This window comes from Gilliamella sp. Choc5-1 (assembly GCF_001690595.1).
Taxonomy (GTDB): Bacteria; Pseudomonadota; Gammaproteobacteria; order Enterobacterales; family Orbaceae; genus Gilliamella; species Gilliamella apicola_M.
Genome location: NZ_LZHH01000119.1, coordinates 13,957 through 39,909, shown reverse-complemented (window position 1 = coordinate 39,909; position 25,953 = coordinate 13,957). Strand labels below are relative to the sequence as shown.

The window sequence follows — 25,953 nt, the reverse complement described above, 5'->3', positions numbered from 1 at the left end:
AATGTAACGGCGTGACACCCAAATATTCTCTTTTTGTAAATCAAAACGAATTCGTCTTGTACCATAAGACTGATAGCTCTGATTAAATAGCGTCACGATTTTATCGGCATAAAGCCCTACTGATTTTTGTCTATTCAATTTACACTGATAATAAGCATAATATCTTGATAATCCTAAATATTGACATAGCTTTGTTATGCTATAACGATGTCGATTTGCTTTTAGGATAGCGATTTTCGCCCTATTATCAGTGCTGCTTGCTTTAAAATATCGTTTTCCATGCGGAGTTGTTTAAGCTCTTTACGCAACGCGATTAGCTCTTGTTCTTGTGGACTGCGATTATCTTTTGTTTTAAATGAGCCACTTTGGCTTGATTGCGTTATCCAACGGTCCAAAGCTGATGGTGTCAAATCATATTCGGCAACGATTTCACTACGTGATTTACCATGTTGATAAAGACTGACCATTTGGTGTTTAAAATCATCTGTGAATGTTCGTCTTTTGCGTTTAATCTTATTCATATTTGTTCCTTTTTTAGTTGTGATAAGTTTACCTTACCCCTTAAAAAAGTTGTATGAATTAGTGTAGCCGATCCAATGTCATTTATTTTGGATGTTTCTATTAATTGAGTGTCAATAAAATTTATTTTTATACTTGGATCGTTTTTTAGACACATTTCCCCGTGATCTCCCTCTTGACCCCCCCTCTGAAAACGCTATAGTAGAATTGAGTTAAATATATTCTCCATATATATTAATTATTTTTGCTGTTAAACATTGTATATCTGGGTACAAATAATACGCTTTTATTGTATTCATAATTAAGTGACTTTAAAGTTAAGGATATATTAAATAATATGTTAAACATTATAATGTTATATTGGCAATACTCCCATTGTAAAATTAAAAAATATTTTTGATTATAAAAAAGCACCCATATTCGTAAAACTTGAAGAATTTAATCCAGGAGGTAGTGTAAAATCTAGACCTGGTAAATTTATGGTTGTGGATGCCCACCAACGTGGAATTTTAAATAATAAAAAAATAATTTTGGAAGCAACAGGAGGCAACACAGACTTAGGAATTACACTTTCAGCTATAAATCTTGGCTATAAAGTTCACTTAGTTATCCCCGATAATTTCAGCCGTGAAAAAATTAAAACATTAGAAAGTTATGGTGCTAAAATTATTCTTTCCGATCATAAAACAGGCCCTGGTTCTCATATTCGTCTCGCCAAAAAAATTTTGGAATCTGAAAATAAATACATAAATTTAGATCAATTTTCTAATCCTGTGGATCGGCTACACTAATTCATACAACTTTTTTAAGGGGTAAGGTAAACTTATCACAACTAAAAAAGGAACAAATATGAATAAGATTAAACGCAAAAGACGAACATTCACAGATGATTTTAAACAGCAAATGGTCAGTCTTTATCAACATGGTAAATCACGTAGTGAAATCGTTGCAGAATATGATTTGACGCCATCAGCATTGGACCGTTGGATAACGCAATCAAGCCAAAGTGGCTCATTTAAAACAAAAGATAATCGCAGTCCACAAGAACAAGAGCTAATCGCGTTGCGTAAAGAGCTTAAACAGCTGCGTATGGAAAACGATATTCTAAAGCAAGCAGCACTGATAATAGGAAGAAAATCGCTATCCTAAAAGCAAATCGACATCGTTATAGCATAACAAAACTATGTCAATATTTAGGATTATCAAGATATTATGCTTATTATCAGTGTAAATTGAATAGACAAAAATCAGTAGGGCTTTATGCCGATAAAATCGTGACGCTATTTAATCAGAGCTATCAGTCTTATGGTACAAGACGAATTCGTTTTGATTTACAAAAAGAAAATATTTGGGTGTCACGCCGTTACATTGCTCGGGTGATGAAAGCCTTATTGCTGGTATCAAAATACACCGTTAAACGTTATCAATCTCACAATACGGAAGTGAATGAAACCGCCACAGAAAATCACCTGCAACGACAATTTGATGTAGGTGATAAAAAACAAATTGTTGTTGCGGATTTAACCTATATTCAAGTTAAGCAACGTTGGAACTATTTATGTGTTTTAGTGAACTTATCCGATAGGCAGATTGTCGGTTACCATGTTGGTCAACATAAAACAGCAGAGCTTGTTATGTCGGCATTAAGCCAAATTAAACTGCCATTATCGAAATTAGATTTATTTCATTCAGACCGAGGTAAAGAGTTTGATAATCGGTTATTAGCGGATTGTTTTAAGACATTTAATATCACGCATTCATTAAGCAAGAAAGGGTGTCCTTATGACAATGCGGTAGCGGAAGCGACATTTAAAACAATTAAAACGGAATTTGTAAAAGACCAACGTTTTAACTCAACGGCTGAGTTACAACGCGCTTTTTCGGCTTATGCTTATTGGTATAATCATAAACGATTACATTCTTCGTTAGGCTACTTGCCTCCCGTTGAATTTAAAAAACACTTACCCCTTAATTTTTTTGTTTGAAAATGTGTTGCCATTCCAATTAACACCTCCTGACACAATGAATTAATTAAAACAATCTTTATTAAGTGAATAAATAATAGAAAGCGGTTATAAATTTGGTTAAGTTATTGACAATAAATTATCTTAAATCAAATTCTTAATAAAAAAACCCCGATAAACGGGGTAATATTTTAATGACAGACATCCTTGTCTGTTATTTTATCTAGGTTAAATAATTATGGCTGAACTTCTATCACACCAAAGTCGACTTTACTTGGTAAGCCTGGTGATACCCTTACTACTTTAGGATTACGTCCACTAACACGGTATTCCTTCGGTAAGCTTCTTGGGTCAAGTTTGATAACAAAGTTACCGCCACGCTCCCAACGACCGCCTGATACGCCCACTAAATGATAACGACCATGTGCATCAGTTGTGATAATTTCTCCGCGTACCGTGATTAATTTCACGCCACCAAGGCCTTCTTCACCTTCATCCTGCACACCATTACCATTTCTGTCAATAAACACTTTTCCGAAAATTAAAGCGTCATCAAATAATGGATCTGACGTCACTGTCACTGTTGCTTGTGCTATATTTGACACCACCTTACCAGTTAATGTATTTAGCGCCATAGCCGTATTGGTATACTCGCCTTGAGTAACACCTGAGCCTACAACTAACATGTAACTAATGACCATTTCACCATTACCCGATAAACTTACCTTTTCATACGTCACCGTTCTGCCACCTTTCGGATCCATCACTTTCTTACCATTAATTCGTGATGAACCCTTAACAAATTTAAAGCCCGCCGGTAAAATATCTTTAATTTTGATATTTGCTGTTTGTGCTTTATTGTTAATGACTTTAAGGGTATACGGTACAATATCACCTACCACCACGTTATCTTTTAACGCTGTTTTGATGATAGTAATATCCGCATCTGCTGCACGGTAACCCAACGCCATATCATTTACCTCAGCACTCGCAAAAGTAATCGACATATCTTTTAATGCTACTGGTATCGTATGCGCACCACCCATACCGTTATACGTCACTGATGACGGCGGGGCAGATATATCTATTTGATCATGCTCAATGGTATTACCTTTGATATCAGTATATTTTTCAAAGAAAGGTACTTTTTCATACAACGGACTGTTGCTATTTGAACTAACAACCCCATCATTGTATTCACCGTAAAGAACCCGAATATTATGGGTAATGCTGTTACCATCATGACTTCCTACCGCTAAGTTACGGAAGCTGAACTTACCTTTATTATCCGTTGTTGATAACATTGGTTTGCCTGTTTTATCCATAACATGTTTTTTATTACTGTCTAGCAGGTAGACATTCACTCCAGATAATCCTGAGTGGTTAGCTAGCCCCGTCAAACCAACGCCGGCACTGTCTTGAACTAACTTACCTTCGATAATACCTCCATTGATATAACCAAAGTTTTGGTCAGTTAAATTACCTACCACATCCACGATTGCCATATCCACGGTTTGTGGTGTTTTTAACGAGCCATTAGCATCATGGTGGGCATCATCAGGGTCAAAACTTGCCATTAGGGTAGTCGGTATGCCACTGACAACAATATTCCATTTACCAGGGATAATATTGGCAACTTCATAGCTGACTTCACCGGCCTTAATTGTGCGAGTAACTTGAATACCAGGGTTCGCTTCATTGGTTAACGTTACAGTCACTACCTCATTAATACTAGAGTCTGTTTCCGAAGTGTAAATGCCGTCATCATCTTTATCTAAGTAAATCTTACCGCTGAGACTAGCACTCCCTTTCCATGCAAAACTTACCCCTTCAACTTTATCCGTTGGCTGAGCAAATTGATACGTCTCACTCATTTCGTTATCAGTTTGATTCGTTGAAGGAGTAATTGTCGTATCAACCAACATAAAGCTACTGATATAGCTGTTACTTGGGCTTTTCACTTTAACCTGATAATCAATGCCATGTGACAAGTTTTCAAATTGGTATTGACCTAATCCAGTTACATCACTACCACTGGTTTTTACCTCAGTAGCGTTCACTAAATGTTCACCAACATAAAGCTCAACAGCATAGTTATCATAGATGGTATCAATACCAATATCCTGTGGGGCAATGACTTGACCATCATCAGGATCGACATCAATGACAACCTGACCGCTGATGCTCGCCTGACCTTTCACACCAAAATTGACTTTCGATTTGGTATTTGCTGTTGCGTTAAGTTCAATCTCAACGCCATTAGCTACAGACGCACCAGTATTACCTTGGGTTTCACCTACATAACTAAAATCATAGCCTGCTGGTGGGGCAATACTTACTTGCCACTTACCGGCAGCCATATGTTCAATTTGGTAATGACCGTTTTCATCACTAACTGCTGTCAGTACAATGGCATTGTTATTTACATTTTTTACACTTACCTTTACATCGGCTAAGGTACCAAAGTAATCTGCGTGAACCCCTTTACCTGCATAATCGCGATAAATTGTTCCTGCTAAACTGCCTTGGCCTTTATAGCCATAGTCAACATCCGTAACTTGTGCCGTTACACTAGTAACGTCAACAACAGTACGCTTATTCGCAGGGCTGTCAGGGCTGAAGCTGATTTCATAACCTTGTAATTCGTTTACATTATCATCAACTTCTACTTCATATTTATCATAAGCTGTTAATCCATCAAAATGGTATTGGCCTTTTGCATCAGTTTTAACCTCTACTTGTCCTGAGCCAGTTGCACCTGTCATTTTTAAACGAACTGGAATATTGGCTAGTGGTTGGTCAATATCCATCACCGAATTTCCGTCCGTTGTATCCATATCAATTACAACACGACCACTGATTTGTGCACTCCCTTTCGCACCGAAGTCTATGCTATAACCAGCACCTCTTCTTACCAATGCTTCAGGCGTTACTTCAACAATGACTTCACCTGCACCATTACTGGTTATTGGATTTTGTGAAACAAAGTCAACGTAGCTGTATTGCCAGCCTGACGGGTATTTCGTCACGCTAATTTTCCATTTACCTTGCACTAAAGTATCAAAACTATACTTACCAGTACTGTCAGTTTTTGCCGTATATTTAATATCACTATTTGCTACACTGACTGCCGTAATTTCTACATCTGACAATAACGGATAGTTTGTCGCATCATGTATACCATTACCTAAAATATCCTGATAAACATGGCCACTAATACCTAAGTTGCCTTGATAACCAAAATTTTGTTCAGTTAAGTCAGTTTTATCACTACTCACTTTTAGCGTCTCAATTTCGCTTTTACCATTTGGACTAAAGCTCAATTGATAACCATTTAACTTACGCAACGGGTCTGTCACTTTTAGTGTATAGTCATGTTGCGATAAATTAGCAATATGAAATTCACCTTGGCTATTGGTCGATACACTTAAGTAACTTTGAGTTTTATCATCGGCATTACCCAATACTACAGTTAAACCTTCAACACCTGTATCTGCAGCAGAAAGATCACCACTGGTGTCATTGTCATAAACAATCTTACCACTAATGCTACTTTGTCCTTTCATGCCTAAATCCAGTTCAATAGTAGTTGCCGTACTTGCCTCTACGTTATAGCTAATACCATCGGCACTTTCTTTATTTGGCGACACCGCTTTTTCAACAAAATAACTGTATATTAAATCAACTCTTGTTGGATGTGATACCGATACAAACCACTCACCATTAATGATGTTAGGTAACGTGAATTGACCATCGTTGTTTGTTTTTTCAACACGAGTCAATTTTTTACCATCGACAATTGCTTCTGCTTTTACTTCCGCACTAGCCAATACTGGATTAAAGTCTTGATGACCTTTATCTGCACCAATACCGACAACATCTAGGTATACAATACCAGATATCGTACGATTGATTGAATAACCAAACGCTTGTTCTTCAGCTACAGTATCTTTTGAGAAGCTATCGTCTTTCGGACCATTTACCTTAAATACTACAGTATTACTTGCCATATCTGGCGTTGTTTTATTCGGGCTAAAGACCAGTTTATAACCTTTATTAGTAATATCACTGTCATCTAGTACTAACTCATAATCATGTTTACTTAACCCAGTTACTTCAAAATAACCACTTGTTTTGTCAATCGTTATTTCTCTATCGGTAAATCCGGATGCTTGAGTAGCTGAAGTTAACGTCAATTTTGGTGTTAATTCACCTAACCCCATATCATCTGTGCTATATTTACCATTATTATCGGTATCAAGCACCACATAACCTTTGATAACAGAACTTCCACTGTAACCAATTTCTATCCCATTAACATTAGGTTGTTTGTCTGAAAGAGTAACGATTAATGATAAGTCCTTGGCAACCGTAGTTGTATTAATTTCACCATTATTGGTATAGCTTAATTGATAACCACTCCAATCATTCACATCTTGTGAACTATCTGCGGTAATGACCCAATCACCTAAAGGCAAATTATCCACACTAAAGTTACCGTCATTATCGGTGGTCACTTTTTTAACAATAGTGTTGTCATTTTTATTGGTCAAAATAAGCTTAACACCAGCTAAATTTGCATCAACAGCATTTTTATTTTGGCTATTGTCCACATCAATACTAATATGACCATTAATCTCACCGATATATTTATACGCTGTGCTATTTTTTAACTCATTATCTTGCAATGATGAATAGGTATAGACATCACTGTTACCGGTGATTTCTTTATCAGGTATCAATGCCGTACCTGTTGGGGTGCTAACCACAACCTGATAGTTACCATTTTTCGGTAATTTATTAAATAGATATTCACCTGTATTTGAGGTCTGAGTTTGAGACAGAGTAATATATTCCTTTGCATCGGCTGGTTTATATTTTAAAGTTACATTTATGTCATTAATACCTTCATCACTATCTTCAACTTTATCTCCATTAATATCTATCCAGACATGACCTCCAATTTGTTGTTTACCTACTACCAGATAGTGGTTATCCGATGAACCTTCTTGCGGTAATTTTGCAACCGGAATAATAATATCTTTTGCATTTGTGCCAGCTTTACTTAACTTAAAGTCATAGTCAGGCAAGGTATCCATTTTCAACACAACAGAGTAGTCTGCTGTATCGCCAAACATCAGATTAGCAAATTGGTATGCGCCATCAACGGTTTCTTTTGACAGCAATAACTCACCTTTGCCATCTAATCCTTTACGTAACTCAATAGTTGCCTTTATTTTACTATCAAGCAAGTGAGCATAGGAATTTAAGTTATTTAAATCCTTTAAATTATTACTATCGTTAAAATCAACATAAATATTACCCGAAATACCATTTACACTAGCTTCCTTATAATAGAAGTTATTTTCATGTTCACCCTTATTAGTTAATTGGATGTTCGATAGCGTATCTAATGGTTGAGCAGTACCTTTACTGTTTCTGATCAGCGAATAACCGTCCGGTGAAGTAACCACATTAATACTATACTTACCATTCATCAGGTTATAAAAATGGTATTCTCCTTCACTGTTGGTTTTTTGACGGGCAACCATATTTCCATTTGCGTCAATTAATCCAATAAGAATATCAGCGATAGGTTTTTCCGAATTAATATCATCGACTACAGCTTTACCAGAAATACCACTGTCTTTTGCTTCCGAACTATTAATCCCCGCTGACGGGTTAGGGTTTGTATTACCCGCTAATAAAAAGTATTGATTTTGCTCTGTTCTCCCCACATCGGCAAACATAATTGGTGCCAAACTGGTGTTACTATTGTCATTGGCGTTAGAGATAACCCCATAACCTTCTGGCAATACCACTTCCACAATATAGGTAGTATTTAAATCAATACCGCTAAAGCTATAATACCCCTTATCATTGGTTTCAACATGACGGTAAGGTTCAGTATTTGTGTCAATCGCATTTTTATATAAGTTAACCCTGACACCGGATACCGCCATATCACCAGTTTTATCAAAATTAATATCTAAACGACCATTATTGTTAATATCAACCACAACCTTACCAGTAATGGCAGCATCACCATTCTTCTTATAGATAAAGTCCAAATCACCACCCGAAACAGACGGCGTTGTTGGGGAAATTTTGATATCGTCGGCAGAATTAGATGAGCTTTTCAATTCATATCGGCTCTTATCTAAACCTGTATCAGTGACTTTAACGGTATAGGTGTCATCAAATAGGTTTTCAAATTTATATTTACCCTGTTCATCAGTTTTCGTGTAGCTATAAAACACACCTTTTCGATATAGTTCAACTCTCACACCTGAAATTGGCACATCATTTTTATCGGCTTCAAAAATACTGTTATCATCAATGTCATAATAAAGTTGACCACTGATTTTAGTATTATTTTTTAGTTTCAATAACCAATATTGATTAGGTGCACCTGAATTATTAGGCGTAACTTGCATATATTCCAGATTATTTTTTATATTATCTGGTAAATAGCTTTCTTTAGGTTGACTACTATTAGCAACTAGTTCAAATTGATTAGTATCAAGACCTTTTAATTGTAATAACATATTTGTCAAATATATGTTACCACGAGTTGAATTTGCTTTAGTGTAAGCAAAACTTCCGTTTTTTTGCACCTCATTATCAATAAAATCAGGTTTTGACAAAATTGAATCAACACTACCAGTAAAGTAACCTGGATAGATCCGTGGTGTAAAAATCCCTTCTACACTCAAAACACCTTTATTATAATTAGTTAATTCATCTTCGGTCAGTATAACAGCCTCACCAATTTTTCCAGATCCAGTAATATCTAAGTAAATTTTACCAGATACACCTTCAGATACAGTTGAAGCTGCTAGAGTTGCTTGCATCAAATATTGCTCGTTACTCATACCATTAGCAAGTGTTCCATCCGCTAATACTTCAAAGTCTAACGTACCTTCAGGTGTTTCAGGATCCATATCTGCAATATCGATATACGCCGCACCTGTGTTATGAATTATACGGTATTTTCCTTGTGGTAAATTTCTTATTAAAACCGAATCAAAAAAGTTTCCAAGACCTTTTTTCCACTCTTGATAATTACTGCCATCCCAGAAATATAATACAGATTTACCTTTTCCATTCTCAGGCGTAGATACTCCTTTCGCTTTCCTATCACCATCTAAATCGTTGGTAGGATACACATAAACATCAGCAACGCCTTGCATTAAAAAGCGTTTAATTATTGGTGGTCCAAGCTTATCAAATTTCACAGTATAAGTTGATGCAAGTCCTTCACTACTGTTGGTTACAGGAGTGGTTCCTGAACGTACAGCTTTAATCATGTAATTTACGCCAGAATGAATACCATCAATGCCGGTAAATTTAAATTCGCCACTTTTATCTGTAATTTGATGAGCGATATAATTTTTACCACCAACGATACAATCATCTTCATTACCGTCACGGCAAAGTAAAACTGTTGCATCGAAAAGGCCGAAATCATGTTGTGCATTGAGCTTATTCTTACCGTCTTCATCATTTGTGTCTAAGTGAACACTGCCACGAATAATATAATCTTGTTCTTTCAGCTTATACCAAAAATTAGTGTTAGTATTATAAACCTTGCCACCACTGATATTTAATTCAATGACTGATTGATTTTTCTGTACTCCTGTGCCTTGATCATTGTTTTCAAGCTCAACATCATTTGAACCAACATTACTTTGACTACCAAAAAGTGGTTTAGCATAAACTTTATATTCACCATCAGGTAGGTTGGTCAGATTATAAAAACCATCACTATTTGTACCAAAATCCGTAATTAAATTGTAATTTCCATTAGGTTGTTTGCGATATAACGAAACTCGAGCAGCGCTAATAGGAATATCAACATTAGGATCATAATTGCCTGTAGTACCAGGATGACTATTGTTGAGGTAAATATAACCTGAAATAGTATTTGGTTTTTCAGGTTTAAAAACCATATTACTATCTATTGATTTACTTGGTAATATTGTTAATACATAGTTAGTAGTTGAGCGTTCAATTATCAATCCATCATCAATTTCATCTATTTTATAAACGTATATACCTGCACGCTCTACCGGTACCTTTAATTCTCCTATTAAACCATAGTAACCCGGACTATAGTAAATTCCAACTAATGGTTTTCCTTTTGAATCAAGAACTGGAGTAACGCCATCTTCCTCATAAAAAGACACTTTCATGTAAGTCGAAGCTGTTGTTGTTGAAATACCATTAAGACCTCCCCCCCAAGTTGATCTATTATTAGCGGTAGCTATATTACTTACTACCTTAAGCATACCTAAATCAGAACGTACCTGAGAATACCAAAAGTTTTGATTAGACTTTATTCCTTGTCCTAAACTAGGTATTGTAATTTCTCTTGGTCCAATATTATCTTGTTTACCATTACTTAAAGTTACTCTACCTTTATGACGGCTTTTTGATTCAGGTGAAGTACTAGACGATTTACCATCAGTATCATTGACAAAAGCATATTTATTTAAATCTATGCCTGATTCTTTAAGAACAACTTTATAGTCTTTTCCACTAGCCAAGCCACGGAATTGATATAATCCATTTTTTTTATTCGATTTTTGAGTTGCTATCTTTTTCCATGTCATTCCATCATGTTGGTAAAGTTCTACTGGAGTTTCAAAGTAAATACTGTTTGCCGCAGGTAAAGTATTAAAACTTTCACCAGAGTCGGGACCCATTGGCATATGTTGTTCTGATAGAACAAATACATAACCTGATATACTAGGCAACTTAGTATCATTTGGGTCTATTTGTAGTAAAAAGTCTGGACCGCTAGTCAAAGCTGTTGAATTCGATATTGTAACTTTTGCTTCCATTTTCCCTACTGGGATATAAGGTGCAGCAACATTGGTCACTTTAATATCGTAGCTTTCTACAGCTAAATTTTCAAAATGATATTTACCATTTTCCTTTGTGGTAATGGTTTTTGTGCCCAATACTTTGGTTGTCGTGCCCGGATAATAAAGCTCAACATTCATCCCTATTGCACCCGTATCAACATCGGCACCATAGATACCATTATTATCCTGATCGATTGCAACTATACCATCAATACCCCATTCATTACGCTCTTTAATATTGAAGGTACCTGCTTTATTGGCACCGTCCATATTGAATGTCATGCTCTCTACATAATCATGCGTATTATCCGGTAATGTAGCATCCCATAATGCATATTTTTTTGCATTACTTGTATCTTCTATAAAAGAATTTACATTGATTACAGCGATATACGAAATTTCTTTTAACGTATTTTTGATCTCTATCACACCGCTATCTTTAGATGCCATTTCCAATTCACCAGCTACCGCTGAATTAATGAATTTAACTGGAATATTTTTTGCGCCCATTCCTTTATCATCTTTTATCGATAACTGAATGTCGCCACCCTTACCTTTTAAAAATAGATTTTTCGATTCACCGGTGTCTGCTATGAGTGTGACTGAATCTTCTACAACCTCATCTTTGTCTGTTTTTGCGACAATCTTATAAGAGGTTAAAGCTGGTGCTTCTAATACATATTTTCCTTTGCTATCTGTGTCAGCATTAGAAACTAAATTACCTTTGTCATCATATAATTCAACCTTCAAACCAATTAATGGCATCTCTGTTTTTGTTGCCGTGTTATCATAGTCCAAATAGACCGTACCGGATACCGGAAACGCGTTTGCCGCCGATATCGTCATCAATGATATAAAGGCTGAAGCCAAGAATCCTTTTGCACATTTGAACATTGGCTTTTGTCCATAGCCACATGTTTTCCTGCTACTTTTCGCTTTCATATCCACTGCTGCATTATGCTCAGTTCGCATTATCTCTTCTCCTGATATGCGTAATTTCCTTTCAACTTGCATTTTAACTTTTTCAATTTCTACACTTTGCCAACTGTCCATTAGAAACTCCCTACTACATTGACAAACCAACCGTGTGAACGATAGTTCAGGTGCGTTAAATTGTCGTTATAATCTGTAAAGTTATAACCTACTCCCATTTTAATATTATCACCAATATTGCGATAAATACTAGTAACAAAACCATCTTTATGGTCATTCGCTAAATCAGTACGTAACGTACGACCTTCTACCTGATACTCCCAATCGCCTGTCTTATAATTTATACGCAGTGCATACAAACTAGCTCCTGATGAGTACCAATTACTTTCATTTTTATAACGTAAATGACCTTGCCTATGGGCTGCTTTAAACGCCGTTTCCCAATTTGCATTCCATTCATAAACACCTTCTAAAGACCATACCCAACTCTTTTGGTCATACAAACTTGAGGTATATCGTTTTTCACTCGATGAGGTTGAATTCGCTATCAACTGATCGTCAGGATCTAACCCATAAACATAGGTAAGTTTCCCAAATAAATTCAGGTTATTTATTAATTTTGGACGATAAGCAAAACCTAGCATTGATTCGGTATAGTTGCTTACCACATCATTCGAATTATCTTTATTACCAAAAGTTTTGGCAAAATCAAACTGAGCCAACCAGCTTAGGTTTTCACTGACAATGGTTTTTGCTCGATTGGTGGTCACCCATTGTCTTATTCGGTCATCTCCTTGATCAATCCGATATTCCAGACGATTACGAATTTGAAACCAATCATTTTTATAGCCGTAACCAGCCGCATAAATATCACGACGGGTTTCATCATGACCCGATAAACTGGTGCGGTCACGATTACGGTTGTTTACACGCCCCACGGAGTAAGAGCCTTCAATAAATTGCGCTTCGGTAGGTTTATAACTGACGCCATACACATCAGAAGTGGTATGATCGATTTTGCTAGTTTTAAATTGACGCTCAGAATAGAGCTCCATCTCACTGGTCGCTTTGGTGCGCCCCCCCACTACCGTGGTAATACCTCGTCCGGAAGTAGAATCCACATCATTTAAAAGTTTTGTGTACAAATTAGTCTGCTCATTGACATCCCAACCCGCCTGAAGCCCGCCACCAGCTCCCCGATTGGATGCAAAAATTTCTGCACCAACATTAATACTATCGGTAATTTGTGAGTTATAACCAATCGTGGTACGGTTATCATCTGCCACATCACCCGATTTGTCCATGGTTAATTGCTGAATAATATACCCTTTATCCCGACCAGCAAAAAAACTGCGCTCCAATTTAGCGGCAATTAATGCTTCATGTGTGCTCTTTTCACCATAATTATGGTCATTACGGTGTAGTAACTCAAATGCGGCTTTATACTCATCACCTAAGGTAGTGTAATACTGCGCACGAGTAATTTTTTCAATATAGTTAGCCAGATCATTTTCCTGACTGTAACCCACAAGTACACCTTGTTTGTCTTGCTCAAAATCATAACGCAGTTCACCGCCCCACTCTTCTAAATCACTGCTGCGCGCTTTAGCAAAAGTTGAAAAACCTTCCTGCTGTTTTGAGTAGTAACCTTTAAAGGTCAATGGAATATCTTGCTCAGTAAAATCATTGAAATCAATTTTTTGCTCAACTTTCCACGCAGCACCCCGTGTATCACCTGACAGTACCGTTTGATTAAATGACAATCCCCCATTGCTTGAAACAAAAATATCACTTAATCCCGCTTTGGTTTTAGCATATTCCATTTGAGTATGGGTACCTTGAGTTGGGCGAAGAATTAAATCAACTCCTTTCAATTCATAATTATCACCACTTGACTGGTCTTCATTAATATAGGTCCCGCCAATACGAATATGGTCATTGAGCCAATTATAAGCTCGTCCACCAAACACTTTTTGACCGTCTAAATCAAAACCATCAGCATAATATTCATATTCAGCGATAATCCACACAGGATCGCCACCGACTAAGTTACCACCGCCCTCAATAATTGAACTACCTACGCCACCATTACTGGTCATTGGCAATGCTTTGGTTAACATCACCCGTCCCTGAAACTGATTAACTTCATAATCCACACCTTCAGTTAACGTGCTAGTACTAATGACCCGACCGGTGTCACGGTCACGCACTTCAATGGACAGTTTTAAACTGCCTTCAGTAATACGTTGATGTTTTAGAAAGTATAAACTACCGCCCGTTGACGCCAATTCATTATGGCTACCTCGTGTCTCTCCATTAGATAAAAAAACCGTTGCTAACGTGCGCGTATCTCCATATTGTGTGGTTTCCTCGCTTTCATGGTATAACTTTGCTCCGTATAAACTGCGATTAAAATTAGCAAACTCATTACCTGTAATTTGAGTGTTGTAATTACCCCATAAACCGTAACTTTTTCCTTTTTCTAATTTGATATAAAACTTACCTTCTGTATCAACATCACTTTCAGTCGTCGAATCATCACCATAAATAGGATAGTAAGATTGTGGATCAAGCTCTCGCACAAAACGACTCGGGTCTTTTTCACCTAAATGCCCAAACGCATTTTTCAATTGGGTTTCAGTAGTATCTAAATGGGCCGTTAAACGGTAATCACCTTTATTTGCCTTCAAATAGAACGCAACTCGACCGTCCCAACTCCCTTTGCCACTGTAATGATGACTGTCAGCCTCTTCTAATATGGCTTTACCTTCACCTGTCACATTATTTTGTGCATAAGTGATATCTACAATACCTACGTAAAAAATATCGTCTTCTTGTTCAACAACCAATGTCTCATTTTGGGATTGAAGTTGACCATTTTCATCTTGCCAACTTAAATTAAATTGATATTCGCCCGGAGATAAAATCATCTCACGCATGGCACGACCATGATTATCCACCACCAATCGCTGACCATTTAACGTGACTTCTTTCTTATCGCTCAACCCGCTCATTTGTATCACAACTTTACGATCTTGAGCATCTGTAACAATACCTTGATGATCGATACGACTTTGCCCAAAACCAGGAATAGTACTGTCGGATTTTAGCTGACCATAAAATAACGTATCGTTATTAACCAAATCAACTTCGACGTTTGATTTAGCATAGGATACAAAATCGCTTTCTTGAGTTACACCATGACCAAGAGTACGAAACATCACCGCATAAACATTATCTTTTAAACCTGTATGACTGGTTGTGGTTAAAATCGCTTTATATTCTGTATCAATCGATAACGGCTCACCATTATTGGTATCACCATTCCATAATACTGCTTCATAAGGGCTAATATCACTAAAGCGTAACGTTTTTAAAGGCCGTTGATTATCCAAATCTGATTGTCGGTAAATTGTGATTTGATACTCGGCTATTTTTGTTGGGTAGTTGGTGTAAACATAAAACCCCATTGGCGCGGTAAATAACCCATCAGAGGTTAATTTCACTTTTGGATTATAAATACTGAGATTAAGTTTCTCTTCTGTATTAAATTCATCTCGAATAACATTTAGTTTAGGTACATGGTGTGTGTTAGCATAAATAGTATTTGAACTAAATAAAAAAGCGGCACTTACACCCAGGCAAGGCAAATACCGAACCCAGTTATGTTTTTTCATTACTCTTACTTCCTTTTTCTTAATATCAATTGTTTGTTTTTTCATTAACCATAAACCACTGTCAGTGACAATAACAGTCTATTTATTAGTTAATACAACAATTTCCATTAATGCATCCGTAATTTATATAATAATATGTCATCGTTATAAACAATGGATTCATAATTTTACAATTTATAGTAACTATCAAAAACCGTTTAGTTAGTATTGGTTTTAAATATAAAGTTAATACCAACAAAGATGATTGATGCCCGAACAATTAATTTAAAGATAATTACAAAATAAAATTATTTACGATTAATTATCAAAAAATTTTCGTCGCAATAATACCTTTATCATTCCAAATATTCAATAGTTATTTGTTGAAATTCCTCGTGTTATTTACAGTAATTTGATAAAATACTATAATTAATATACACAAAAAAACAAAATTAACGCTCAATCACAAACAAGCGATAAAGGCTGATATCATAAAGAAAAATAACTGTCACCAATTTAGCTAGACGCTTTATAGTCAGTAGCCTAACCATTGGTGTTCTCCTACACATTATGTATTTGGGGTTATTTGAATATTAATTTTTGAGGAATAAGTTGATTTTAATAATTTAAAAATAAAAAAAGCGCCGTAGTGGCGCTTTTCAACTTAGGCTGCTACGCAGCATTTATTTTTTTAAATCTGCTATTTTTTTACGGATGTTTTTAGCGCGATCTGATGAAGATGGGTGACTACTTAATATAGATGCATCACCACCACCTAATTTATCAAATGCTGATGCTAGACCTGCTGGATTAATTTTTCTTTTAACTAAGTAATCGAAAGAATAATTATCTGCATCTTGCTCTTGTTTTTGTGAAAACTGAGAATTAATTACTGCTGATGCTAAAGCCCCTAATTTAGATTTAGATAGAGAAGCTATTGTTGCATTACCTGACGCTGCAGCAGCATCACGTGCGATTTCAGTAGCATAAGCAACCTGCATTGCTTTTTTACTATGGCCTAAAGCAACATGACCTAATTCGTGACCTAAAACACCTTGAATTTCATTATCAGTCATCATGTCCATTAAACCACTATAAACACGAACACAACCATTAGCCATTGCCCATGCATTAACATCTTTTGTGATATAAACTTTATAGTTAATTGGTGTACCGTCTAAGTTATTACCAAGTGCTTTAGCAATTTTCTTTAATCGTTTAGCATAAGCGCTTTTTGGTGAAGCAACTTTTGAGTGTGCATCCATTTCAGCACATGATTGTTGACTTAATGCTTTTACATCATTATCACTTAGAGTAGCAGCTTTCAAACCTTTCATGCCAAGACTAGTTAAGTCATCTGCGCTCATATTTTTACAACCAACGAGTGACATTGCAGCAACTAAAGGTAGTGCAACCAACAATGTTTTTTGATGTTTATTCATACTCTTTTCCTTATATTAATATAAATGTTAAACGCCTAATTTTTTTAGACAATCCAAATTTTAACGTAACTTTTATAATAATCAACAAATAATTGCTTGATTAGACAATATCAGGGCTTTAGACTAATGCCTCATTTTTGAGGAACACGATTATGCAGCTATCCGATTTTGATTTTTATCTCCCAAAAGAGCTAATTGCTAAACATCCTTCAGAAACAAGAAGTGCATGTCGGCTTTTATCACTTGATAGTTACACAGGTAAAATTGAGAATAATGTATTTACAGATATTATTGATAAAATCAACCCAGGTGATCTGCTTATTTTTAATAATACCAGAGTCATTCCTGCTCGATTATATGGCAAAAAAGCTTCAGGTGGAAAAATCGAAATATTAATAGAAAGATTGCTAGATGATAATCGAGCCCTTGCACATATTAAAGCATCTAAATCACCAAAAGCAGGTGCTGAGCTTATTCTAGGAGAAGATACCACTATTAGTGTTACCATGCTAGCACGCCATAATGCTTTATTCGAATTACAATTTCCTGATGATGTACTTACTATTTTAAATAAAATAGGCCATATTCCATTACCACCATATATTGATCGTCCTGATAATGAACAAGATCGTGAAGTTTATCAAACAGTGTATAGTAAAGTGCCAGGAGCCGTTGCTGCACCCACGGCCGGTCTTCATTTCGATAAACCTTTATTAGAAAAACTAAAACAGAAAGGCGTCGAAATGGCATTTGTCACTCTACACGTTGGAGCTGGAACATTCCAACCAGTTAGGGTTGAAAACATTGAAAACCATATTATGCACTCTGAATATGCTGAAGTGCCAGAAACTGTTGTGGAAGCGGTGTTAGCATGTAAAGCACGAAACAAAAAAGTTATTGCTGTGGGAACAACTTCTGTTCGAGCTTTAGAAAGTGCAGCACAAAAAACAGGGAAAATAGCACCTTTTTTTGCCAATACCCAAATTTTTATTTATCCTGGCTATCAATTTAAGGTCATTGATTCACTTATAACCAATTTTCATTTACCTGAATCAACTTTGATTATGCTTGTTTCTGCCTTCGCTGGTTACGAAAATACCATGAAGGCTTACCAACATGCCGTTAAAGAAAACTATCGATTTTTTAGTTATGGTGATGCTATGTTTATTACAGCAAAAAATTAAAAATATTTTAAATATCAAGAAAGTAGTCAATAAAATCAAACTAAGCTCAAACTTTATTGGCTATATTAAACCTATCTATATAAATACTTATATAGTACCTAATTTTTCTAAAATACGATCAATACGTTTTATATTTGATGGATGTGATGTTGTTGTATTATTTGTTGAATGAATGGGCATTTTTTTTAACATAGTTACAAGCCCTGTTGGATTTATATTTCTGCTCATTAATAACTCCAAAGCATAATGATCGGCCTCAAACTCATATTGTTGAGCAACCTCTTTTTTTACAAGAATAACTACATCATTATTGGTTATCTCAACGTAAGGGGCTAGTCTAAATGATTTTATAGCATGTTTAAGAGCAATATGTGCTTGTTCATGAGCTAAAACTGCCTGTAATTCATTATCGTTTAATAATTTTATTAACCCACTGTTTATGCGAATACAGCCACTAGCAGTTGACCATGCATTAGGATCTGTATTTAAATAAACTTTATAATTTACTTCAATATTATTAATCTTTTTAGGTAGCGTTCCGGTTAACCTTTCAAGTTTTTGGTTGAGCCAACTATTATCATTAGCAATAACAGATCGTTTATCTGAATCAGCACACACTTGTGCGCCAATAGCCTCTATATCTTGTTCAGATAGGTGTTTAATTTGTTCTGATGTAATAATAAATGTCGTTTTTTTATTTTGGGATTGACAAGCAACCAATAAAAAACATGACATTAAAAAGAAAACAATGCACTTCAAATGCCTTAATCTCCCTTCAAATATTGTCTATTGTACCTTTGCACGGTAAACTAGCGCCGCAAATTAGTAATACGACGACGTATTATAACAATAATTAGCGCCAAACTGTTTATTTGGTCGCAAGAGGTTAACTAAAAAATGAAATTTGAATTAGACAATACCGATGGACTTGCTCGTCGAGGACGTATGAAATTCGATCGTCGTGGAGTCGAATATACTGTTGAAACACCTGCATTTATGCCTGTTGGCACTTATGGCACAGTAAAAGGCATGACCCCAGAAGAGGTTACTGCAACTGGAGCGCAAATATTACTAGGCAATACATTCCATTTATGGTTAAGACCTGGACAAGAAATCATGCGAAAGCATGGTGATTTACATGATTTTATGCAGTGGCATGGCCCAATTTTAACCGATTCGGGAGGGTTTCAAGTCTTTAGTTTAGGTGATATTCGCAAAATCAAAGAGGAAGGTGTCTATTTCCGTAATCCAATTAATGGTGATTCGATTTTCTTATCACCTGAGGTTTCAATGGAAATTCAATATGATCTTGGTTCTGATATTGTGATGATTTTTGATGAATGTGCCCCGTTTCCTGCTGATTGGGATTATGTCAAAAAATCAATGGAAATGTCTTTACGTTGGGCTAAACGTAGCCGAAAGCGTTTTGATGAATTAGGCAACAAAAATGCACTCTTTGGTATTGTGCAAGGCGGAATACATCAAGAATTACGTGATATCTCAATTAAAGGATTGACCGAAATAGGCTTTGATGGCTACGCTGTTGGTGGATTAGCTGTTGGAGAGCCTAAAGCTGATATGCATCGAATTTTGGAGGGTACTTGCCCACAATTACCAGCCGATAAACCTCGTTACCTAATGGGCGTGGGTAAACCTGAAGATTTAGTTGAAGGTGTTCGTCGAGGTATTGATATGTTTGACTGTGTGATGCCAACCCGTAATGCACGTAATGGTCACTTATTTGTCACAAATGGGGTGATTAAAATTCGTAATGCAAAATATAAAGACGACACTACTCCGCTTGATCCTCATTGTGATTGTTATACTTGCAAAAATTATACTAAATCATATCTTCATCATTTAGATAAGTGCGGTGAAATTTTAGGTGCACGTTTAAATACCATCCACAATTTACGTTATTATCAACGCTTAATGGCTGAAATTCGTGAAGCTGTTGCGAATAAACGTTACGAAGATTTCGTCATTGAATTTTATCAACGAATTGGTAAAACACCAGCACCTTTACCGAAATAAGGACATAGCAGAATAAATTTTTATCGTAGGTATTGACACTTTTTAGGAAGCGCAGTATTATGCGCTTCCAACGGCGAGTAGCGCAGCTTGGTAGCGCAACTGGTTTGGGACCAGTGGGTCGGAGGTTCGAATCCTCTCTCGCCGACCAATTTTCAATAAAAAAATAAGAAACAATTGAGCATCAATAATTCCCTTAAGAAACGCGATATCAAATATTGCTCTAGTTTATAGTCTTTTCCAAAAACTATAAACTAGAGCGTGATTTAATTACTGGTAGTAATTCTGACAAATCTGACTTGTGCTGTTTTTCAGTATTTTTTAGGTTATTTAATAATAAAGTTGCGGTATAGCCTCCTATTTTTGAGGATTGTAACGCCACTGTTGTTAACGCAGGAAAGCTCACTTGACTAAATTCATTATCACCAAACCCACTTACAGCTAATTGATGAGGAACACGAATATGGCGTCGCTGGCATTCATACAGTACTCCACAAGCTAATTCATCGGTAGTGCAAATTAGGGCGTCAAGTTCTGACCAATTTAAAAGGATATCGGGTAACAATTCAGCTCCTGTGCTAAAATTTGCTGGTTTGGCTGCATTAACAATCCGATGGGAAGGTAAATGATAAGTAAGCATCGCTTTATACCAACCATGTAAGCGTTGTTGAAAAAGGTGGTATTGTTGATTAGCACACAATAATGCAATATTTTGGTAACCTTTTTTAATAACATATTCAGTTAACTTATACATTGCAAAACTATCATCAACTTCAACATTAATATTGATTAATTCATCATACTTTTTCCCAACATTCATAATTGGCACAGTTTTATTCTGAGCAATTTTCTTTATAAGATTTTCATTTTCAACATAAAATAACAATATTGCTTCAAGATTATGACTGTAAAGTGTGTCTAATAATTGTGATTCAGACTTATGATAATGATAAGACTCTATGATAAATGTTGTATAACCTTTTTTTATTAAATTTGCTTGTAATGAGTCGAGCAATAGTTGAGCTGAATGGTCATATATTTTCGTTGTAATAATCGCAATAACTTGATTGGAAGAGGCAGATGCTAATAAACTGGCTGCAATATTAGGTTTGTATCCTAACGTATCAACTGCAAGTTGAATTTTTTGCCTAAGCTTATCTGATACTAGTTCCGGTGTTCGTAACGCTCTAGATACCGTCATAGCTCCTACACCTGCATGTTTAGCAACATCAAATAAAGTAATTTGTCCTGTACTCCTACGCTTTTTGGTATCCTGCATCTTTCATCCCGATTGACTTTTATTTAATCTTCTTATTTATACAAACTTTACCTTAAAAATAGAAAACTAATAGAAGACTATCATTAATTATGTCTTATATGATGATTTTATATGTAGGAATTAGTTGTTTTGTTTACACTTTCTAATTAGAATAATTACATAGAATCATATTGTTATCCCTACAATTTATTTTTTGCGCATCAACAATGCATCACCCCAATTAACCTTTTTTTCTATGCCTTGATTGTTATTTTGTTGTTGTTGAGCATTATCGTTATCAGCAAATTCTGTTGTGCTTTCTATTTTTTCAGTTTTCCCCAAATTTTCAACTTTGTCTACATGTATCAAAGTCTTATTTTTTTTGCGAGGTCGTTTATCTAAAAATGAAAGTAATGCTTTTGTGTATTCATCTTCAGGAGAATAGAAGATCTTCTCACGTGAGCCTTGCTCAATAATACTACCATCTTTCATAACAACCACTTGGTGACACATAGTGTAAACCAACGCTAAATCATGGCTAATAAACAAATAACTAAGCTGATGCTTTTCTTGCAATGATTTCAGTAAATTAATAATTTGTTTTTGAATAGTATGATCCAACGATGAAGTAGGTTCGTCTAAAATCAATAATTCAGGCTGTAAAATTAAAGCTCTAGCAATAGCTATTCGTTGACGTTGCCCTCCAGAAAACTCGGTCGGATAGCGATAACGCATATCTGGATCAAGCCCAACTTCTTGCATAATATCGATTACCGCTTGTTCACGCTGAACTTTGTTTAGTTTTTTATGAGTCATTAATCCTTCACTAATAATTTGCTCAACATTGAGGCGAGGATTAAGAGAAGAGAACGGATCTTGAAATACTACTTGGATACGGCTTCGAAATGGTAATAATCTTTTACCAGTTAAATTTTGTATCGGATGGCTGTCAAATACAATATTGCCCTGTGATTTAATCAATCGTAGAATAGCTAGTGCTGTAGTACTTTTTCCCGATCCTGATTCACCAACAATTCCAACCGTTTCACCTTGATGTACAGCAAAACCAATATTGTTGATAATTTTCTTCTTTTGGCTGCTAAATAAACGTTTTTTGGTAATGACTTCAACATTAAGGTGATTAACATTAAGTAATATTCCAGGTGCATCGGGCAATGGCACAGGTTCACCTTTTGGCTCTGAATTCAATAGTGTTTGAGTATATTCATGCTGTGGACGTAAAAAGATACGCTGTTTATTATTGTATTCGATAATTTGGCCTTGTTGCATAACAGCCACTTTATCAGCAAGCTTTTTAACAATACCAAGGTTATGCGAAATAAAAAGCATACTCATATTGAGTTCTTTCTTTAACTCTTTTAGTAACTGAATAATTTGCGCCTGTACAGATACATCTAGTGCTGTTGTCGGTTCGTCAGCAATAAGTAACTTTGGATGCGTTAATATTGCCATAGCAATCATTACTCGCTGCCTTTCGCCACCAGATAGTTGATGAGGATAAGCTGATAATTTACTTTTTGGTTCCTTAATGCCTACACGATCAAGGTATTGTAAAATTTCGCCACGAGCTTGATTACGCTTCATTCCTCGATGTAACGCCAGCACTTCATAAAGTTGCTTTTCAACTGTATGTAGAGGATTTAATGACACCATCGGTTCTTGGAAGATCATGCTAATTTCATTGCCACGAACTTTACGAAGTTCTTTATCTGGCGCATGTAATAATGATTTTCCTTCAAACAAAATATCACCAGTAGGGTATACCACTTGTTCTTTACGTAGTAGTCGTAAAATTGATAATGCGGTAATGCTTTTCCCTGAGCCTGACTCTCCCACTAAAGCAAGTGTTTCTTGCTCATTAATATCAAAACTAACATTACTTACTACTTGCGATAGTAAATGCGTACCACGTTTAAATGCAACACTTAAATCCTGAACGGATAATAAAGGAGAACTCATTAATACACTCCTTTGTTTGGATCAAATGCATCTCTTACTGCTTCACCAATAAAAATAAGCAGTGACAGTAAAGTTGCAATAACTAAAAATGAACTGATGCCAAGCCAAGGAGCTTGTAGATTGTTTTTACCTTGTAGTAATAATCGTCCTAGTGATGGCGAATCAATCGGTAAACCAAAACCTAAAAAATCTAGCGCTGTTAGTGTTGTTATCGAGCCACAAAGTATAAAAGGTAAAAAGGTTAATGTTGCCACCATGGCATTAGGCAAGATATGACGAAACATAATTTTAGTATCACTAACTCCCATTGCTTTAGCTGCACGAATATAATCAAAATTGCGAGTACGCAAAAATTCAGTACGCACTACACCTACTAAAGCCATCCAACCAAATAATACGGTAATACCTAATAACCACCAAAAATTAAGCGGTAAAATACTGGCTAATAGAATAATAACAAATAGCTCAGGTAACCCACTCCATATTTCTATGAAACGTTGACCAATTAGATCAATTTTACCTCCATAATAGCCTTGTATAGCCCCAAAAATGACACCAATAATTGAAGTAAAAATCGTCAAGAAAATCGCAAAAAACATAGATATGCGAAAACCGTATAAAATATTGGCAAATACATCGAAACCTGCATCGGTGGTGCCTAACCAATGTGATGCCGAAGGCGGCGTTGGAAACGTGTTGGATGTATCATAAATTAATGTATTGTAGCTATAACGAAATGGCGCCCATAAAATCCAGCCATTAGTTTCTATTTTATTTTGTACAGCAGGATCAAGAAAGTTAGTTTGTGTGGCTAATTGTCCACCAAATTCCGTTTCTGGATAAAAATGAAAAATCGGCGAATAGTAATTATCCTGATATTTAATAAAAATTGGTCTATCGTTAACAATAAAATCAGCAAATAAGCTAATCACAAAACAGATCATAAATAACCAAAGTGAGTAATAACCACGACGATTCTGTTTAAATCGTTGCCAACGCTGTTGATTAATAGAGTAATGGGTGGTCATTAGTTGCGAGCCTCAAAGTCAATACGTGGGTCAATCATCATATAAGATAAATCAGATAATAATTTAGTAATAAGGCTGATTAATGTAAAGATATACAATGAACCAAAAATCACTGGGTAATCACGTTGTATAATTGCCTCATATCCCAATAGCCCAAGTCCATTAAGCGAAAAGATAATTTCAATCAATAATGAACCAGTAAATAAAATACCAACAAAAGCTGCAGGAAAGCCTGATACAATCAGCAATGTTGCATTGCGAAAAACATGTTTATATAAAATTTTTCTTTCACTTAATCCTTTAGCACGTGCGGTTATTACATATTGTTTGCGGATTTCATCTAAAAATGAATTTTTAGTTAGCATGGTGAGTGATGCAAAACCGCCAATAACCATTGCAATAGTGGGTAAACAAATATGCCATGCGTAGTCTTTTATTTTGCCCCAAAAATTGAGTTGCTCAAAATGGTTCGATATTAGCCCACGTAGAGGAAAAATATCCCAATAACTACCGCCAGCAAATAATACAATAAATAAAACCGCTAATAAAAAAGCAGGTATCGCATAGCCAATAATAATTAATGTACTTGACCAAAAATCAAATGCAGAACCATCTTTCACTGCTTTGCGAATGCCTAACGGGATTGAAATGAGATAAACAATCAAAGTACTCCATAATCCCAATGAAATTGAAACAGGTAAACTTTTGGCAATTAAACCTAGTACCGATTCACTTTTAAAAAAACTATTACCAAAATCAAATAATATATATTTCTTTAGTGTTTCGATATAACGTTCAAATATCGGTTTATCAAAGCCGTACTGCTTTTCTATCATTGCGATAACTTGAGGATCAAGCCCACGAGAACCTCGATAATTTGATTCGTTTTTATACTGCTGTACGGATATTGACGAGTCACCACTCCCTGGCAATAATCCTTGCCCTGCTTGCGGGCCATTTTCAATCATGGCTAGTGCCTGATCAACAGGCCCACCAGGCGCAACTTGTACAATAAAAAAGTTGATAGTCAAAATCACAAACAATGTTGGAATAATCAGCAACAGTCGACGAATAAAATAATTTAACAT

At 35.7% G+C, this 25,953-nt stretch carries 13 protein-coding genes, 1 tRNA gene and 1 pseudogene; 6 read left to right on the top strand and 9 right to left on the bottom strand.

Annotation, left to right across the window (positions count from 1 at the left end; translation table 11 throughout):
- Nucleotides 1-221: 221 nt before the first annotated feature.
- A complete protein-coding gene (locus A9G35_RS11470; RefSeq protein ID WP_065585449.1) occupies nucleotides 222-521 on the bottom strand; it encodes a transposase in 300 nt (99 codons plus the stop codon).
- A gap of 357 nt (nucleotides 522-878) precedes the next feature.
- Here A9G35_RS11470 and A9G35_RS11465 point away from each other — a divergent pair, with 357 nt between their 5' ends.
- The 3 genes from A9G35_RS11465 to A9G35_RS11455 are packed head-to-tail and all read left to right on the top strand — an operon-like array spanning nucleotide 879 to nucleotide 2,504.
- Nucleotides 879-1,310 carry a pyridoxal-phosphate dependent enzyme gene (locus tag A9G35_RS11465; protein ID WP_081300125.1) on the top strand — a complete coding sequence of 144 codons (432 nt, stop codon included), beginning with the start codon at nucleotides 879-881 and terminating at the stop codon, nucleotides 1,308-1,310.
- Between the two features lie 58 nt (nucleotides 1,311-1,368).
- On the top strand, nucleotides 1,369-1,668 hold the full coding sequence (locus A9G35_RS11460) for an IS3 family transposase (protein WP_065636977.1): 300 nt from the start codon (nucleotides 1,369-1,371) through the stop codon (nucleotides 1,666-1,668).
- The gene (locus A9G35_RS11455) at nucleotides 1,656-2,504 is read left to right on the top strand and encodes an IS3 family transposase (RefSeq protein WP_141673874.1); all 849 of its coding nucleotides are present in this window, start codon (nucleotides 1,656-1,658) and stop codon (nucleotides 2,502-2,504) included. The genes A9G35_RS11460 and A9G35_RS11455 overlap by 13 nt, the downstream gene beginning before the upstream one ends.
- A 215-nt stretch (nucleotides 2,505-2,719) precedes the next feature.
- Here the strand turns inward: A9G35_RS11455 and A9G35_RS11450 are convergent, their stop codons facing one another.
- The 3 genes from A9G35_RS11450 to A9G35_RS11440 form a co-directional block, all read right to left on the bottom strand.
- Nucleotides 2,720-12,406, bottom strand: a complete 9,687-nt coding sequence (locus tag A9G35_RS11450) for an SdrD B-like domain-containing protein (RefSeq protein WP_065636975.1) — start codon at nucleotides 12,404-12,406, stop codon at nucleotides 2,720-2,722.
- Entirely contained in the window at nucleotides 12,406-16,008 is a 3,603-nt protein-coding gene (locus A9G35_RS11445; RefSeq protein ID WP_141673873.1) for a hypothetical protein, read from the bottom strand. Before A9G35_RS11445 ends, A9G35_RS11450 begins: the two co-directional genes overlap by 1 nt.
- 617 nt (nucleotides 16,009-16,625) lie before the next feature.
- Complete coding sequence (locus A9G35_RS11440) at nucleotides 16,626-17,384, bottom strand: M48 family metalloprotease (RefSeq protein ID WP_065636973.1); 759 nt, start codon at nucleotides 17,382-17,384, stop codon at nucleotides 16,626-16,628.
- A 152-nt stretch (nucleotides 17,385-17,536) separates the two neighbouring features.
- On the opposite strand from A9G35_RS11440, the gene queA reads away from it, so the two are divergent.
- Nucleotides 17,537-18,568, top strand: a complete 1,032-nt coding sequence (gene queA, locus A9G35_RS11435) for a tRNA preQ1(34) S-adenosylmethionine ribosyltransferase-isomerase QueA (RefSeq protein ID WP_065636972.1) — start codon at nucleotides 17,537-17,539, stop codon at nucleotides 18,566-18,568.
- A gap of 87 nt (nucleotides 18,569-18,655) precedes the next feature.
- Here the strand turns inward: queA and A9G35_RS11430 are convergent, their stop codons facing one another.
- A complete protein-coding gene (locus tag A9G35_RS11430) occupies nucleotides 18,656-19,327 on the bottom strand; it encodes a M48 family metalloprotease (protein WP_141673872.1) in 672 nt (223 codons plus the stop codon).
- A 138-nt stretch (nucleotides 19,328-19,465) separates the two neighbouring features.
- Between A9G35_RS11430 and tgt the strand changes: the two genes are divergently transcribed.
- A complete protein-coding gene (gene tgt / locus A9G35_RS11425; RefSeq protein ID WP_065636970.1) occupies nucleotides 19,466-20,602 on the top strand; it encodes a tRNA guanosine(34) transglycosylase Tgt in 1,137 nt (378 codons plus the stop codon).
- A gap of 71 nt (nucleotides 20,603-20,673) precedes the next feature.
- Nucleotides 20,674-20,750: transfer RNA gene (locus A9G35_RS11420), tRNA-Pro, on the top strand.
- 96 nt (nucleotides 20,751-20,846) lie between these two features.
- Here A9G35_RS11420 and A9G35_RS11415 read toward each other — a convergent pair.
- The 4 genes and pseudogenes from A9G35_RS11415 to A9G35_RS11400 all read right to left on the bottom strand — a co-directional run bounded on the left by A9G35_RS11415 (nucleotide 20,847) and on the right by A9G35_RS11400 (nucleotide 25,953).
- A complete protein-coding gene (locus A9G35_RS11415; protein ID WP_065636969.1) occupies nucleotides 20,847-21,878 on the bottom strand; it encodes a LacI family DNA-binding transcriptional regulator in 1,032 nt (343 codons plus the stop codon).
- A gap of 375 nt (nucleotides 21,879-22,253) precedes the next feature.
- Nucleotides 22,254-23,837, bottom strand: a pseudogene (gene yejF / locus A9G35_RS11410) (microcin C ABC transporter ATP-binding protein YejF); the annotation flags it as partial.
- Nucleotides 23,837-24,865 carry an ABC transporter permease gene (locus tag A9G35_RS11405; RefSeq protein ID WP_065636967.1) on the bottom strand — a complete coding sequence of 343 codons (1,029 nt, stop codon included), beginning with the start codon at nucleotides 24,863-24,865 and terminating at the stop codon, nucleotides 23,837-23,839. The gene A9G35_RS11405 and the pseudogene yejF, both read right to left, overlap by 1 nt.
- Entirely contained in the window at nucleotides 24,865-25,953 is a 1,089-nt protein-coding gene (locus A9G35_RS11400) for a microcin C ABC transporter permease YejB (protein WP_065636966.1), read from the bottom strand. Before A9G35_RS11400 ends, A9G35_RS11405 begins: the two co-directional genes overlap by 1 nt.

Coding starts and splice junctions, on each gene's coding strand:
- A9G35_RS11405 (WP_065636967.1), bottom strand. CDS start 24,865: ATGACCACCCATTACTCTATTAATCAACAGCGTTGGCAACGATTTAAA.
- A9G35_RS11450 (WP_065636975.1), bottom strand. CDS start 12,406: ATGGACAGTTGGCAAAGTGTAGAAATTGAAAAAGTTAAAATGCAAGTT.
- A9G35_RS11470 (WP_065585449.1), bottom strand. CDS start 521: ATGAATAAGATTAAACGCAAAAGACGAACATTCACAGATGATTTTAAA.
- A9G35_RS11400 (WP_065636966.1), bottom strand. CDS start 25,953: ATGTTAAATTATTTTATTCGTCGACTGTTGCTGATTATTCCAACATTG.
- A9G35_RS11460 (WP_065636977.1), top strand. CDS start 1,369: ATGAATAAGATTAAACGCAAAAGACGAACATTCACAGATGATTTTAAA.
- queA (WP_065636972.1), top strand. CDS start 17,537: ATGCAGCTATCCGATTTTGATTTTTATCTCCCAAAAGAGCTAATTGCT.
- A9G35_RS11415 (WP_065636969.1), bottom strand. CDS start 21,878: ATGCAGGATACCAAAAAGCGTAGGAGTACAGGACAAATTACTTTATTT.
- tgt (WP_065636970.1), top strand. CDS start 19,466: ATGAAATTTGAATTAGACAATACCGATGGACTTGCTCGTCGAGGACGT.
- A9G35_RS11445 (WP_141673873.1), bottom strand. CDS start 16,008: ATGAAAAAACAAACAATTGATATTAAGAAAAAGGAAGTAAGAGTAATG.
- A9G35_RS11440 (WP_065636973.1), bottom strand. CDS start 17,384: ATGAATAAACATCAAAAAACATTGTTGGTTGCACTACCTTTAGTTGCT.